Here is a 13,336-nt window from a genome sequence, read left to right as displayed (position 1 = left end):
AGAGCCCACTTCCGATCACCCGCTCGCTGGCCTGCGACCAGCGCGGGTGATCCACCTCGGGATTCACATTCGCATAGAACCCGTACTCCCGAGGATTGGACGCCTCCCACGTTGCGTAGGGTCGCTCGGCCGTCAGACTGATGCGGACGATGCTCTTGATCGACTTGAAGCCATATTTCCAAGGCACGACCAATCGCATCGGCGCGCCATTCTGGTTCGGAATCAGCCGACCGTAGATGCCAGTTGCCAGCATCGTAAGAGGATGCATCGCCTCGTCCATCCGCAGCCCCTCGCGGTACGGCCAGTCTAGGATCGGCCTTCGGACGCCCGGCATCACTTCCGGCAGGACCGCCGTTTCGAAAGCCACGTAATTTGCGTCGTCCTGCACACCGACCTTCTCGAGCAGGGCCCGCAACTCGAAGCCGTTCCAGGGAATCACCATCGACCAGGCTTCGACACAGCGGAAACGGTAGATCCGCTCTTCCGTGGGGAGATCGCCGATCAGGTCGGTCAGATCGTAGTCGCCAGGATTGTCGACCAATCCGTCGACTTTCACGGTCCAAGGCTGCGTCTGCATCGCTCCGGCATACCGGACCGGATCACCCTTGTCGGTCCCGAACTCGTAGAAATTGTTGTAGGTGGTGATCTCTTCCCAGGTGTTCGGCTCCAACACCTCTTGGGCAGCCGCAGAGAACGGCAGCGCACCCGCGAGGGAGCCTGCTCCCAACGCCTGAATAAGACGCCGGCGGTTCAGCCAGATCCGCTCCGGTGTCACGTCATCTCGGGTGAGGTCCGGCTTCCACATGGGCAAGGTCCTATTTCGTGCGGTTCTTCGTTGCCTTCGTAGATAGTAGGAAAATCCGGGCCGCGTCTGGGCCAGGCGCCACGGCTCACGCGAATGTAACCGGGTTTGACCGTCCGTCGACTACTGTGCGGCCATCTTCGCATGCGCATCGGCACGGGGGTGGAGTTCATGCATCGGGATGCTGGTTCCGTCCGCCTGCACAATCCGAACGTGCCGCCGTCGCATCTGCCGCGGCTCGCTGACACCGACGGAATGGGCAATCGTCTCGACCTCCCGGATGATCCCGGTCGCATAGTTCGAGACGCCCTTCCATTTGTCCTCGACGACCAACCCTTTCTGAAGCCGAGGATCGTGCGTCGTGATGCCTGTGGGACAGGTGTTCCTGTTGCACTTCAATGCCTGGATGCAGCCGAGGCTGAACATGAAGCCGCGCGCCGACACGACAAAGTCGGCGCCGGCCGCAAGGGCCCAAGCAACGTCACCTGGACCGACCAGCTTCCCCGACGCGATCAGCCGGATCCGGTCCTTGAGCCCCGCCGCGTCGCGCAGCCCACTCACCATCGGCAGAGCTTCGCGGATCGACATGCCGACCAGATCGATCAATGGCATCGGCGCCGCGCCGGTCCCCCCTTCCCCGCCATCGAGCGTGATGAAGTCCGGAGCAGAATCGGGACCCCGCTCGTTGATCACATCGAAGAGCTCGACGAAGGCCTCGGCAGCTCCTCCTACCGTCTTGATCCCGACCGGTTTGCCGGAGACCTCGCGGATCCGGCCGATCAGATCGAGCAATTCGCCGGCATTCGAGGCCTCGGCATGACGGGTCGGGCTGATGCCATCCTCCCCGGGCCGCAATCCCCTGATCTCAGCAATCTCCGGCGTCACCTTCGCGGCGGGCAGGATACCGCCCTTCCCGGGTTTCGCGCCCTGCGCCAGCTTCAACTCGAACATCCTGACTTGCGGGATCGCCGCGACTTCGCGGAGCTTCTCCTCGCTTAGAGAACCTTCGATATCCCGAAGGCCGAATTTCGCCGTCCCGATCTGGAAGACGAGATCGCAGCCCCCTTCGAGGTGATATTCCGACAATCCGCCTTCACCGGTATTCATCCATATGCCTGCATCCGCACATCCTCGGCTCAGCGCACGGACGGCTGGCTTCGAGATCGCGCCATAACTCATACCCGACAGATTGAAGATCGATGGCGCCTCGAACGGCTGACGCGCACCGGGGCCTATCACCATCGGTTCGGTCTTGGCCGCCTGCGTCTCAAGCGGAGGGAAGGCGGCATTCACAAAGATCGGCGTTCCCGGAATGCCAATATTCCGTGTCGACCCGAAGGCCACCGTGTTACTTTCGCCTTCGGCGGCCTGCGCAACCCAGTCCCGCTGAGCGCGATTGAACGGCATCTCCTCCCGATCCATCGCGAAGAAATACTGCCGGAAGAATTCACCCAGCTCTGTAAACAGCGACCTGAACCGACCGATGACCGGGTAGTTGCGACGGATTGCGTCGTGTGTCTGCGTGCGGTCCACGACGAACAGGACCGCGGCCGTTGCGGCAGCCATGCCGATCAAGAAGACGAAGCCCAAAGCGAGCGCCTGGATTATCCACCCTGCCCAGTCGACCATGATCATTCGGCTCTCCTCGTGTCGCCTGGGATCCCCGCCACACGGCATCCCCCCACAGTCGGAATACCTTTCGCTGACCAGGAGGTGAACGATATCCAAGAAAAAAGGGCGCCCGAAGGCGCCCTTTCGTTCAAGATGCGGAATTCAGCCTTCGGGCAGGATCACGCTGTCGATCACGTGGATCACGCCGTTCGAGGCTTCGATGTCGGCGGACGTCACGGTCGCACCTTCGACCATCACACCATCGTCCAGATCGATCGTGACCGACTGACCTTCAAGCGCGGTGTCAGCTTCCATGTCGTCCTGCAGATCGGTCGACATCACTTTGCCGGGGACGACGTGGTACAGCAGGATGTTCGCGAGCTGCTCCTGATTTTCAGGCTGCAGCAGGCTTTCCACCGTGCCTTCGGGCAGCGCGGCAAATGCCTCGTCGGTCGGCGCGAACACGGTGAACGGACCCTCGCCCGTCAGCGTTTCGACCAGGCCAGCAGCTTCAGCAGCGGCAAGCAGCGTGCCAAAATCACCGGCGGCTTGCGCTGTCTCGACCAGGTTCGGCGTGGCCGACTGAGCGAAGGCAGGGGCGGCCATGGCGGTGACGGCGGCGGCAAGCATCGTGTTGCGGATCATATTCATTCTCCCGTTGGACTTGGGATGGTCGGTGTCGAACCATCACTCATAATACGCAGGGAAGTAGGTTTCGGTTTCCACTTGTGTGAAGAATTCACACTTTTGTTATCTGCATCGGCGGCCTCCCGCGCATCCACAGGAAGAACCGTCGAGGTCTCGCCAGACTGCGCGCCAGAGCAGCGATCAAGATGCAACCGAGATCGCTTCTTGCAAGGCTTCGATCCGACTTTGCGGGGCCGGGTGCGTTGAAAGAAAGTCCGGGCCCCGCTGCCCGCGTGCGGCCATACGCTGCCACAGCGCGACCGCCTCCTCACCTTGATAGTCGGCGCTGCGCATGAGGTGCAGCCCAAGGAGGTCCGCCTCCTCTTCCTGACCTCGTCCGTAGGGCCTCAGCACCCCGAATTCGACGCCGACGCCGAGCGCCGCCGCGATCTCATCCGCAAACTCGACCTCACCCAGATCAAGCAACCAGGACAGGACACGAAGCGCTGCGTTGCCTGCCATCTGGGCGCTCATCCGCTCGCGGGAGTGATCGGCTTCGATATGCCCGATCTCATGTCCGATGACGGCCGCCAGTTGACCCTCGGACGTGACCAAATCGAGCATTCCCTCGTAGACACCGATCTTCCGGCCGGGCAACGCGAAGGCGTTCACCTGATCGCCCGCAAAAACCGCGAACTCCCAATCTCCGGTGTCATGCCCTCCTGCCCGAAGCAGGCGTCCAGCTACACGGCGTGTGACTTCCGAGTATTCGGTGTTCGACGAGAGAGGACTTCTTTGACGGATCGCTGCCCAGGCCTCTTCGCCCATCCGCGCAGCCTCTGCCTCTGAAACGAGGATCGGCATGTCGCACCCGGTTGTCGTAATTGGTGCGGAGAGAGCCGCCCCCGCGAGGAAACGGCGGCGCGTGATCGAGCAATTGCACATGCAAGGCGAACGTATTCGGCGCAAAGGCGTTCCGCACCAGCCCTTGGGTCTTTCACGGTCGAGGAGCCCGTGGGCGTTGTGGGCCTCATCACGCGGCGCAGACTGTTCCAGACAGGGAGCTTGAGGCGTCTCTCAGAGACATGTCGGAGAAAGGGAGCGCGATATCGCAATCAAAGATCGCACCGATGATTTCGGCGCGATCGCGTCGGCTTCTTCCAAAAATGAGATCGGTGCCCCGCCAGGGGCACCGATTGATCAGTGGACGACCGCGTCCTCGGGTGGATGCCGATCGCTTTGCGCGACACGATCTCCGATCATGAGACCGTCCGGCCCTGCGGATACCGCGACGACATCGCCATCGGACACATCGCCCGAAAGGATCATCTCGGCCAAGGGGTTTTGCAGGCTCCGCTGGATCACCCGTTTCAGCGGGCGCGCGCCGAAGACCGGATCGTATCCTTCCTCTGCGAGCCAACCCTTTGCTGCATCATCCAACTTGAGCGTGATCTTGCGACCGCCCAGCCGCTTTGCCAGACGCGCGATCTGGATTTCCACGATCCCGGCCATGTCGCCGCGGGCGAGCCGGTCGAAGATGATCGCCTCGTCCAACCGGTTCAGAAATTCCGGCCGGAAATGCGCGCGCACGGCATCCATCACGTCACGCTTGGCCGCGCTCGCATCGGCTCCGTCAGGCAACTGGCTCAGCGCCTGACTGCCCAGGTTGGACGTAAGGATGATCAGCGTCTGCTTGAAATCCACGGTTCGGCCCTGGCCATCCGTGAGAACGCCGTCGTCCAGAACCTGAAGCAGCACGTTGAAGACGTCCGGATGGGCCTTTTCGACCTCGTCGAACAGCACGACCTGGTAGGGCCTCCGCCGCACCGCCTCGGTCAGAACACCGCCCTCATCGTAGCCGACGTAACCCGGAGGTGCGCCGATCAGACGGGCGACCGCGTGCTTCTCCATGAATTCCGACATGTCGATGCGGACCATCGCACCGTCGTCGTCGAACAGGAACTCGGCCAGCGCCTTCGTCAACTCGGTCTTGCCGACGCCCGTCGGTCCGAGAAACAGGAAGCTGCCCAATGGCCGGGATTCGTCGTTCAGGCCCGCGCGGGCCCGCCGAACGGCATTGGCCACGGCAGTCACCGCCTGCTTCTGCCCGATGACGCGACGGCCGAGTTCATCCTCCATGCGCAGGAGCTTCTCACGCTCGCCTTCGAGCATCTTGGACATGGGAACGCCGGTCCACCGCTCGACCACGGCGGCGATCTGCTCGGGGCGCACGGCCTCTTCGACCATCATGTCGCCCTCACGATCCTCGGCCTCGGCCAACAGGCGTTCGAGTTCAGGGATCCGACCATATTGCAGTTCGCCCGCTTTGGCGAAGTCACCGGCTCGTTTGGCCTGATCAAGCTCGACCCGCGCGTGATCCAACTGCTCCTTCAGATGCCGCGCACTGTCGAGCTTGTCGCGTTCTGACTGCCATTTGGCGGTCAGTTGGGCCGATTGTTCCTGCAGATCGGCGAGTTCCTTTTCCAGCGTCTCGAGCCGGTCCTTCGATGCCTGGTCGTCCTCAAGGCGGAGGGCTTCGACCTCAATCTGCTTCTGCAGGATGTCGCGATCCAGCGCATCCAGTTCCTCCGGCTTGGAATCGACCTCCATGCGCAGCCGCGACGCGGCCTCGTCCATCAGGTCGATGGCCTTGTCGGGCAGAAAGCGGTCGGTGATGTACCGGTTCGAGAGGGTCGCCGCAGCGACCAAGGCAGAGTCCGAGATCCGCACGCCGTGGTGCATCTCGTACTTCTCCTTAATGCCACGCAAGATGGAGATCGTGTCCTCGACCGTCGGTTCGTCCACCAGGAGCGGTTGGAAGCGCCGCGCAAGGGCCGCGTCTTTCTCGACATACTTGCGGTACTCATCCAGCGTCGTGGCGCCCACGCAATGCAGCTCGCCGCGCGCCAGCGCGGGCTTGATCAAGTTGGCCGCGTCCATCGCACCGTCAGTCTTCCCTGCGCCAACAAGAGTGTGCATCTCATCGATGAAGAGGATGATCTCGCCCGCTGCGGCGCCGACCTCGGACAGGACGGCCTTCAGCCGCTCCTCGAATTCACCGCGGTACTTCGCCCCGGCGATCAGTGCCCCCATGTCCAACGCCATCAGCTTCTTGTCTCGCAGGCTCTCGGGCACATCGCCGTTGACGATGCGCAGGGCCAGCCCTTCGGCGATGGCGGTCTTGCCGGTTCCCGGCTCGCCGATCAGAACAGGATTGTTCTTGGTGCGACGGCTCAGCACCTGCATCGCGCGCCGGATCTCCTCGTCGCGGCCGATGATCGGGTCGATCTTGCCCTCTCGCGCCCGCTCCGTCAGGTCCTGAGCATACTTCTTCAGCGCATCGAAGGTGTCCTCCGCGCTCGCGGAATCAGCGGTCCTGCCCTTTCGAATGTCGTTGATCGCAGCATTCAGGCCTTGGGCCGAGACGGCGCCAGCTTCCAGCGCGTCCTTCGCCTTCGACTTCACCAGGGCCAGAGCCATCAGCATCCGTTCGACGGGCACAAAGCTGTCGCCGGCCTTCTTGGCCACTTTCTCTGCTTCGTCGAGGACCGTCGCCGTCTCACGGCTCAGGTAGACCTGCCCCGCGTCGCCGGATACCTTTGGCAGCCGATCCACGGCAGCATCCACCGCGTCGCGCACGCGCGCAGATGCCCCGCCGGAGCGGTCGATCAGATTGGCGGCCATGCCCTGCTCATCGTCCATGATCGCCTTGAGCAGATGCTCCGGCGTCAATTGCTGATGTCCTTCACGGCTGGCAATGGTCTGAGCGGCCTGGATGAACCCGCGGGCCCGCTCTGTGAACTTCTCCAAGTCCATGTCCTGTCTCCTCTCAAGCACCCGGTGGAAAGGCCGCCCCAGACAGGGCACGGCAGCGTTCGGGCCTCATGAAATCGACATGGGTGAGGTGTTGCACATATGCAACCCGCGGGCGAACGAAAAAGGGCGCCCGCAGGCGCCCTCCAATCATCGTCGGGAAAGGGTCAGCCGTAGACCGCTTCCTTCCCGAAATGCTTCGTCAGCATGTAGTAGATGACCGCGCGGTACTTGTTGCGATCCGAACGTCCGTATTGATCCAGCACGGCGTCCAGGCCCTCGTCCAGCTTGGGCCCCTCGCTCAGGCCCAGCTTCTTGATCAGGAAGTTGTTCTTGACTGTTTCGATCTCTCCAGGCTGGCTTGCCGCGATCGTTTCGGAATCCGCGTTGTAGATCGAGGGGCCGCAGGCCTGCGTCACCTTCCGCAGCAGATCCGTGTCGAGATCGACGCCCTTGTCCTTCACCACCTGGATGTACTTGCCGACCTTCTCGTCAAGCTTGCTCATAGCTACTCTTCCTGTCCTTCCGGGCGTCCTCGCGCGCCCCCGGGCAGAGTGTTGCCGTCGCCCGGAGCGGAAATAAAGGGAAAGTTAACGGCAAAGGCCCCAGCCGGCCGATTGAAGGTGCAGATGATCTGCATGGTTGGCGTCGAAATCCGGCCCGAGGACCAGCGCAAAGCGACCACACGACCTGGCATGCGCTTGGCGCCAGAACCGACTCTCTGGGGTGTCGCCGTCCCAGTTTCCCAACAGCGGGATTTCCCGGCCGCCGATGACGACCGCCCGGATGTCGATGGCGCGCGCCGTCGCATGATAGCTCATCCTGTTTCCACCGCGGATGGTCCGGCAGTTATAGCTTCCCTGGTGCCGGACTTCTTCGAGCGGGGAACCGAACGTTTCCTCTGCGACAGCGCGGAGGTCGTGCCTTGCCCACATCGCCAGCCTGAGCGCGACGGGACAACTCGTTTCCACTTCGGGGATCGGGATGCCGCCGATCCCCGTCACGGCGACACGGTTGGCTATGCCGCACCTCGCGCCGTCTTCGAGAGGCGGCAACTCCTCATAAGTCGCGCCGGTCGACAGGGCCGCCAGACATCGGCCCGGAGATGACAGGGCCATCCGAAGCTTGATCGGGGTCAGCCAGGTTTCTGTCAGTGAAACGTCGAGGGGCGTCCCCGGACGCCATTGGACCGGCAGCGGGCTATCGGGGTCTACCGACAGCCACCAACCCACCCAGAGGAGGAGCAGGACAGTCGCGAGGCGTGACAGCAATCGGAGCAGACGGACGGCGCGGCGCAGCATCGGGACAGAATGCTTCCATCGGCGGGGAACCGTAAGCCCAATATGAAAAAAGGGCCCCGACCGGGGCCCTTCCGATTCATTCGCTAGGATCGTTCAGTACGCGTCGCCGACCGTCAGGCCGAGCGGCATGACTTCGCCCTGCTCGTCCCATTCGGGCATCGCCTGCAACTCGGATTCAGTCATGCCTTCGAGCATCAGGCCCTCTTCGGTCATCGCGAACCGGTCAAGCGGGATCGCAACGCTGTGCTCGCCCAGACCGAGAAATCCTCCGGCTCCGACGATCGCGGCAAGTTCGCCTGCGGACGTGCGGATCAGCCGGTCGACTTCACCCACATCGTTCCCGTTCGTCGACAGCACATCCATCCCGACCAAGTCCGAAACGCGAGAGTCCGCAAAAGCCGCGTATAGACCGCCGGACTGCGTCGTCTCGGTCATCTCGCCTTCCGCCATCTCAGTCTCTTCGGCGATCGCGACGTTCGGATCGGCGTCCTCGATCGTCACGTTGGCATCGGCCTGCTCGACCTGAATGTCAGCCGACTCGGCCGCCTCGATATTCACCTGCGGCTCCGCCTCGGTGACCACGACGTTACCGTCGCCTTCGGACTCTTCGATCTGGACATTCGCTTCAGCCTGTTCGAGCGTGACTTCCGCAGCGTCCGCGCGGTTGACGCGGATCTCGGGCTCGGCCGACGTGACCTGCACGTTGGGTTCCGCTTCCTCGATCGTGATACGCGGCTCCGGTCGCACGAAGCGCACGATGGGCTCCGGCTGATCGACGGCGATCTCGGGCTCGGCCGTCGCAACGTTCACGTCAGGTTCGGGCATACGGACTGTGATGGTCGGCTCGGGGATCGTCACGGTCACCTGCGGCTGGGCCTGCTCGATCGTGATGATCGGAGCCTGCTGTTCGACGGTCACGGTCGGTTCGGCGACCGTCACGGTGATCTGCGGCTCCCCCTGCTCGACCAAGACTTCCGGGCGCGCCTGATCGACCGTTACGGACGGATCGGGAACGTTGACCGACACTTCGGCGTCGGGCTGCTCGACGACGATCTGACCGCCCATGGCGCCGGCGGCCATGGTATCGCCTTCGACGACGATCGGATTGCCGTCCTGATCCAGCGTGTTCTCGAGTGCCGTGTCCTGACCTTCGGTATCGCCGTCCAGATCCGCGGTCTGGGCGATGGCGATGCCACCGGTGAGTGCGATTACCGCGACGCTGCTCAGCAGCAGGTTGTGCGTCTTCATGATTCCCTCCTTGGAGGATTGTTTGCAGTGCCTGTTAAGCCCGCGACATTCCGTCCAAGTTCCTGCTCGGAAAAAAAATTCCCGTTCTGCAACCAAAGCGCGGCCGAAGACGTTACAATCACCCACTCCCTCAAGACACGGTACCGCCTGCCCTACAGGGCTTCAGGCGTGCCTGCATTCTCGGGAAATGACACATTGTGTCGCCGCCGACCGGTCCGACGACATACTCGTACACGTCCTCCTACCCGTCCGAATCGCCGCGCGAGCCAGCTACGGTCATGTCGAGCGGCAGAGGGTCGCCCTCGCCTTGATAAGCGATCATCGCTTGCAGGTCCGATCGCGTATAGGCCGACAGGCTGAGGGAGTCCTCCGCCTGGACGAATTCCCTGAGCGGGATCGCGACGTCGTGCTCGCCGAAGCCGAGGAAGCCTCCGACACCGACGATTGCGAGGACCTCCCCGCGTACATCGACCAGTCGTTCCACTTCGCCGATAGGATCGCCATCGGCCGCCAGAACATCGGCTCCGACGAGATCGCCCACGGCCGTGTCCGCGAAGGCGCCAACCGGACCTTGCTGAGCCAAAGCCGGTATCTGCAGGAGAGCCACGGAGTACACCGCAAAAATGATGGGGATGGTGCGCAACATGATCAGGTTCCTTTGAAATGGATCGCGAAGGATCACCCGGCGGCGATGCTAGCGGAAGAGTGCTGGGCCGCCGGCCCCTGCAATCGGCCGGTCCATGCTGCAAGCATCGGCGAAGTCCTGCCCGACCGCCTGCCGAACCGACGAATACGCGTCCGGCGAGACTTGACGGCACCCTGCCGGACCGGGCGTGAAGTGGCCCTACCGGTCCGCGGCAGGGCCAGATACTGGGACGTCACTCGGTAATGACTCCCTCTTCTGCGGCACCGTCTTCACCGGTGGGCGGCTGCATTTCTGTGTCCGGTGCGATCGGCTGGCCGTCCACGGTCATGTCCATGGTCAGCTCGACCCCCGCTCCGTCATAAGGCTGCATCGCTTCGAGTTCGTCTCGCGTCATGCCCGGCAGAACCAGACCGAGTTCGTTTTCTTCAAATGAGGCGAGAGGAACGGCAACGTCACGCTCTCCAAAGCCCAGAAAGCCTCCGACACCGACGACGGCCATGACCTCGTCGCCCCCACCTGCGGTCCGGACAAGGCTCTCGACCTCGCCGACATTGCGGATCTCGCCCTCGGTTGAATTCGCGAGAACGTTCAGGCCGATGAGGTCAGCCACCGCTCGGTCGCCAAAGGCGCCGTAGAGGCCTTCGGAATCTCCCGCCATTTCCGTTTCGGTGCCTGCATCCGGCGCGGCCGGCGCTTCCGCGGTTTCACCGCCCTCTGGGGCGAGGATTTCGGCCTCCGCGTCACTTCCCGGGTTCTCGACCGCCTCCTGCGCGATGACGCCGGTTCCGACCAGCGCCGCAGCGCCGGCGAAGAGGATGCTACGAATAGTCATTCGATCTCTCCTTGGCTGACGGCCACGACGGATGCGCCGCGGCTCGCAACCATGAAAGCGCAGAACTCGGACGATGCCCGGTCCGGATCTCTTGGGCCGACGCTTCTCGCGGGATTCTGCCCGACGCCCGGTTCTGGAGAAGCGAAAACAGGCCGATCAGCCTGCTGGAACAGAATACCGCCGCGCACGGCGTGGAACGCAGCCGTCTCCTCATAGGATCAAGCGGGATCGGTTGGTCTCGACCTGAGCGTCGACGGGTCCGGTTCCTTCGGCCATCCCCCCAGCCCCTATTTCGGACGCACCCATCTCAAGGCGATCCATGGCAACGTGATCCCCGGCAATCGTCGGATCGAGGGCCAACTCCTCACCCTCTCCGGACAAAGACGCCATGGCCTTCAAATCTTCGTCGGTCTTTTCCGGAAAAACGAGGCCGTCTTCGCCTTCTTCGAGCCGGCCAATGGGATGGCGACATCGTTCTCGCTCAAGCCGATAATCCCGCCGACACCAGCGACGGCCAGAACCAAATCGGCCCCGGCGAACGCTGCGACACCCGATAAAAGGGTGGAGCGTAGTCTGATCTTTCCACGAGTGAGGCCGCCCGTAATCGGGCGGCCACCGCCGCCTGACGAGATGGCGGTCATTCCGGTTCCACCGTCCCGTTCAGTCTTCCCGAGACCGGCGCTTGGGCTCGCCAGAAGGTGCTGTCCTTCGCGTCAGTACCGGTAGTGTTCCGGCTTGAAGGGACCGTCCTGCGCCACGCCGATATAGTCGGCCTGCGTCTTGTCCAACTTCGTCAACTGCGCCCCGATCTTCGCCAGATGCAGCGCCGCGACCTTCTCGTCGAGATGCTTGGGCAGGATGTAGACGCCGGGCGTGTAGTCTTCACCCTTGGTCCAGAGCTCGATCTGCGCCAGCACTTGGTTGGTGAAGCTGGCGGACATGACGAAGGACGGATGGCCGGTCGCGTTGCCGAGGTTCAAGAGGCGTCCTTCGGAGAGCAGGATGATCCGGTTGCCGGAAGGCAACTCGATCATGTCGACCTGCTCCTTGATGTTCGTCCACTTGTGGTTCCGGAGCGAAGCGACCTGAATCTCGTTGTCGAAATGGCCGATGTTCCCGACGATCGCCATGTCCTTCATCTCGCGCATGTGCTCGATGCGGATCACGTCCCTGTTGCCCGTCGTGGTGATGAAGATATCGGCAGTGCCGACCACATCCTCGAGCAGGACAACCTCGAACCCGTCCATCGCGGCCTGAAGCGCGCAGATCGGATCGACCTCCGTCACCTTGACCCTGGCGCCGGCCCCGCGCAGCGACGCGGCGGACCCCTTGCCGACGTCCCCGTAACCCAGAACGACAGCCACCTTCCCGGCCATCATCGTGTCGGTTGCACGACGGATCCCGTCGACGAGGGATTCCTTGCACCCGTACTTGTTATCGAACTTCGACTTCGTGACGCTGTCGTTCACGTTGATCGCCGGGAACGGCAGCCCCCCGTTCTTGTGCAGCGCATACAGGCGATGGACACCGGTCGTCGTCTCTTCTGAGACGCCTTTGATCTGATCGCGCGTCTTCGTGAACCAGCCGGGCGATGCGGCCATCCGCTTGGCGATCTGCGCTTTGATCACCTCTTCCTCTTCCGACGTCGGAACGGGGATGATCTCTTCGCCCGCTTCGGCCCGGGCGCCCAGAAGGACGTAGAGGGTCGCATCTCCGCCATCGTCCAGGATCATGTTCGGCCCGTCCTCGAAAAGGAAAGACCGATCCAGATAATCCCAGTGCTCTTCGAGGCTCTGCCCCTTGACGGCGAAAACCGGCACGCCGCTTGCGGCGATCGCCGCCGCCGCGTGGTCCTGTGTCGAAAAGACGTTGCAGGATGCCCAGCGGACATCCGCGCCAAGCGCGGTCAGCGTCTCGATCAGGACGGCGGTCTGGATCGTCATGTGAAGACTGCCGACGATCCTTGCGCCCTTCAGCGGTTGCGCCTCGCCGTATTCCTCGCGGAGGGCCATCAGACCCGGCATCTCGGTCTCGGCGATATCCAGTTCCTTGCGGCCATACCCCGCGAGGTCGATATCCTTGATGACGTAGTCCTTCATGCGCGCGTTCCTCAGCCTGTGTCGGACGGCCGACTAACAGGCCATCCGGGCGGCATCAACGAGACAGCGTTGAGAGTGATACCTGTGATAGCCGCCGTCGAGCGCGTGCTGAAATCAGGCGGGCGCGCCGGGAGCCGCGGCGCCGGCGACGTTCCTCTGCCAGTCGGTGCCGGCCGCCATGATACAGCTCGTCCCGTCTGCCTTTGTCAGCAGGATGGCCCAGCTTCCGTCCTCCGGCGAAGTCCACACCTCGATGATAGCATCGCCACTCTGGAGGCCCCCACCGGAGAAGACCTCGCCGTATGCCTGGTTCAGCCTATCGGTAAGGATGACTCTTGGTGCGCAATTCTGCTGGGC

General features: G+C 62.9%; 12 protein-coding genes (1 of these 12 cut by a window edge). All 12 read right to left on the bottom strand.

All coding sequences use genetic code 11. The features are described from left to right. Positions 1-805, bottom strand: the 5' portion of a protein-coding gene (gene msrP / locus jaqu_RS14350) for a protein-methionine-sulfoxide reductase catalytic subunit MsrP (RefSeq protein WP_043919678.1). It extends 92 nt beyond the left edge of the window; the window shows 805 of its 897 coding nt (coding positions 1-805); it begins with the start codon at positions 803-805; its stop codon lies off the left edge, out of view. A 120-nt stretch (positions 806-925) separates the two neighbouring features. Beyond that, on the bottom strand, positions 926-2,437 hold the full coding sequence (locus tag jaqu_RS14345) for an FMN-binding glutamate synthase family protein (protein WP_236687865.1): 1,512 nt from the start codon (positions 2,435-2,437) through the stop codon (positions 926-928). A 138-nt stretch (positions 2,438-2,575) separates the two neighbouring features. After that, complete coding sequence (locus jaqu_RS14340; protein WP_043919677.1) at positions 2,576-3,058, bottom strand: fasciclin domain-containing protein; 483 nt, start codon at positions 3,056-3,058, stop codon at positions 2,576-2,578. 183 nt (positions 3,059-3,241) lie between these two features. Further along, positions 3,242-3,904, bottom strand: coding sequence for a M48 family metallopeptidase (locus jaqu_RS14335; RefSeq protein ID WP_052500988.1), 663 nt, complete (start codon positions 3,902-3,904; stop codon positions 3,242-3,244). 336 nt (positions 3,905-4,240) lie between these two features. Then, positions 4,241-6,856 carry an ATP-dependent chaperone ClpB gene (gene clpB, locus jaqu_RS14330; protein ID WP_043919675.1) on the bottom strand — a complete coding sequence of 872 codons (2,616 nt, stop codon included), beginning with the start codon at positions 6,854-6,856 and terminating at the stop codon, positions 4,241-4,243. A 164-nt stretch (positions 6,857-7,020) separates the two neighbouring features. Then, positions 7,021-7,359 carry a DUF2853 family protein gene (locus jaqu_RS14325; protein ID WP_043919674.1) on the bottom strand — a complete coding sequence of 113 codons (339 nt, stop codon included), beginning with the start codon at positions 7,357-7,359 and terminating at the stop codon, positions 7,021-7,023. Positions 7,360-7,443: 84 nt separating this feature from the next. Next, entirely contained in the window at positions 7,444-8,154 is a 711-nt protein-coding gene (locus jaqu_RS14320; protein ID WP_043919673.1) for an extensin-like domain-containing protein, read from the bottom strand. A gap of 93 nt (positions 8,155-8,247) precedes the next feature. Continuing rightward, positions 8,248-9,402, bottom strand: a complete 1,155-nt coding sequence (locus tag jaqu_RS14315; RefSeq protein WP_052500987.1) for a PRC-barrel domain-containing protein — start codon at positions 9,400-9,402, stop codon at positions 8,248-8,250. 241 nt (positions 9,403-9,643) lie between these two features. Further along, on the bottom strand, positions 9,644-10,048 hold the full coding sequence (locus jaqu_RS20760; RefSeq protein ID WP_052500986.1) for a PRC-barrel domain-containing protein: 405 nt from the start codon (positions 10,046-10,048) through the stop codon (positions 9,644-9,646). Between the two features lie 232 nt (positions 10,049-10,280). After that, on the bottom strand, positions 10,281-10,880 hold the full coding sequence (locus jaqu_RS20755; protein WP_052500985.1) for a PRC-barrel domain-containing protein: 600 nt from the start codon (positions 10,878-10,880) through the stop codon (positions 10,281-10,283). Positions 10,881-11,275: 395 nt separating this feature from the next. Further along, a complete protein-coding gene (locus jaqu_RS14295) occupies positions 11,276-11,521 on the bottom strand; it encodes a hypothetical protein (protein ID WP_043919671.1) in 246 nt (81 codons plus the stop codon). A gap of 72 nt (positions 11,522-11,593) precedes the next feature. Next, positions 11,594-12,979: an adenosylhomocysteinase gene (gene ahcY, locus jaqu_RS14290; protein WP_043919670.1), complete on the bottom strand. Its 1,386-nt coding sequence runs from the start codon at positions 12,977-12,979 to the stop codon at positions 11,594-11,596. Positions 12,980-13,336 lie beyond the last annotated feature (357 nt).

Origin of the sequence: Jannaschia aquimarina (genome assembly GCF_000877395.1) — a bacterium.
Taxonomy (GTDB): Bacteria; Pseudomonadota; Alphaproteobacteria; order Rhodobacterales; family Rhodobacteraceae; genus Jannaschia; species Jannaschia aquimarina.
The sequence above is the reverse complement of the archived record's forward strand: the minus strand, read 5'-3'. Positions and strand labels throughout refer to the sequence as shown.